Genomic DNA, 1,881 nt, shown 5'->3' with positions numbered 1-1,881 from the left:
TTTATTCTAGCTTAATTTGACAAATCATAGAAATAAAAAACAAGCGTTCCTTAATTAGTATACGGAGCAAAATAGAAATTAGCAAATCTATTTTCAGAAAATGTTGATTTCATTCAAAATCATCCCCAAACGCTATCCATAATCATTGCAATCTGGGATATTTTACTTTAAGATTAAATTTGTGCAAACAAGCCAATTATCGGAGGAAAACAATGACTTTCTATGGGTTACGTTACTTACAGCAACAATCGAATCTGATCGATTATGGCAAATATTTTTTTATTTTCGCTTCCCTATTCATTTTGATCATCGTCTTTAGTCTATACTTGCGCCATCGCATGCAAACAAAGTATCGAGATCTAAGTATCATTGCATTGCTCTTTTTACTGTTTGTATCCGGTGCCCAATATTCTGATTACACGCAGAGCGAAAGCCAAATATCTCAGTCCTCTCAAATGGTCAACTTCCTCCAGCGATTAGCTGAAGACCAGCATGTCGATGAAAATACAGTCTTTGTCAATACAACACAACTGGCGGATGGCGTACTAGTCACATTCAATGACCACTACTATCGTGTATCGCTTAATGCCGACTTTAGCGCCTATACATTGGAAGAAGCCTACCTGACGACAACAGATATCACAAGAATAGAGGAGTGAGCGCATGCAATTGTATACACCCATTTTGATTAAATTTACTTTAGGTATCATCTGTTTGATCATTCAAATCAATCTTATGGGAAAAAGTAATTTGGCGCCAAGTTCATCGATGGACCAACTTCAAAATTATGTGTTGGGGGGAATTATTGGCGGTGTCATTTATAATGAATCAATCACTGTTTTGCAATTTATCCTTGTACTGATTATTTGGACGCTATTGATTTTCATTTTGAAATTTGCCAAAGAGCACAATCACTTCGTCAAGCGGCTGGTGGATGGACACCCCATTTCTTTGGTCGAGAACGGTACAGTCAATGTTAAAGAGTGTTTGAAAAATGGATTATCCGCCAATGAATTGATGTTCAAATTACGATCCGTCGGCATCTATGAAGTTGAAAAGGTCAAGCGCGCTGTCCTAGAACAAAATGGACAGTTGACAATCATTGAGTTTGGCGACGAGAATATCCGTTATCCAATCATAATCGACGGGTTACCCAATTTTGATGTTCTCGAATTGATTCACCAAGATATAGAATGGTTGGAAAAACAAGTCCAGGATCAGGGATTTGATCGTATTTCAGCGATCTACTTAGGAGAATACTTGTCTGGTACGCTAAAGTTATATAGTTATGAATCGAAATAAATTTTTAACATCGAAAAAAGACATGTAGTCCAAATAAGGATCTACATGTCTTTTTCGATGTGGGTATATCTTTTGTTGATTGAACCAGATTACTCGCTCTTAGAGAAATCGCCTTTGGCAACCACATTATCTGTTCAATAGTTTCCTGCTTGTTTGTCACTGCGCACTTCTGCCAGTTTTTCTTGGATCATGTCTAAAATGACCGACAGATTTTCTTCATTATCAACAAAATCTAATTGATCCCCATCGATTTGCATTTTAGGACACACATCAAAGGCTTCATACCAAGCATCATAGCGTTGGTTTAATTCTTTGTAATAGTCATATAGCGTTGGATCATTGGCCACTTGTTCATACGAACGGCCCCGTTTGTTGAGCCACGCAATCATCGTATCCAGTGATACTTTGATATGCACCATTAAGTCAGGATGTTTTTCAGGTGCTGATTCTTCTAATTCTTTCAGCATAGTATTCAATAAATTGTCATACTGTTCCACTTCCAAAGTGGCGATCCGACCTAGATCGGCATTCAAATGGAACATCAAGCGGTTCTGTTGCAAAGTTTTAAATAAAGAATAA

General features: G+C 37.4%; 3 protein-coding genes. 2 read left to right on the top strand and 1 reads right to left on the bottom strand.

The window, feature by feature from the left end; genetic code table 11:
* Nucleotides 1–212: 212 nt before the first annotated feature.
* On the top strand, nt 213–659 hold the full coding sequence (locus tag HMPREF2731_RS08125) for a DUF3290 domain-containing protein (RefSeq protein WP_024636452.1): 447 nt from the start codon (nt 213–215) through the stop codon (nt 657–659).
* 4 nt (nt 660–663) lie between these two features.
* Nucleotides 664–1,302, top strand: coding sequence for a DUF421 domain-containing protein (locus tag HMPREF2731_RS08120; protein WP_024636451.1), 639 nt, complete (start codon nt 664–666; stop codon nt 1,300–1,302).
* Nucleotides 1,303–1,436: 134 nt separating this feature from the next.
* Here HMPREF2731_RS08120 and HMPREF2731_RS08115 read toward each other — a convergent pair.
* On the bottom strand, nt 1,437–1,881 hold a 445-nt coding region (locus HMPREF2731_RS08115), incomplete at its 5' end, for a deoxynucleoside kinase (protein WP_176747857.1).

This window comes from Enterococcus sp. HMSC072F02, from assembly GCF_001837725.1.
Taxonomy (GTDB): Bacteria; Bacillota; Bacilli; order Lactobacillales; family Enterococcaceae; genus Enterococcus_B; species Enterococcus_B lactis.
The sequence above is the reverse complement of the archived record's forward strand: the minus strand, read 5'-3'. Positions and strand labels throughout refer to the sequence as shown.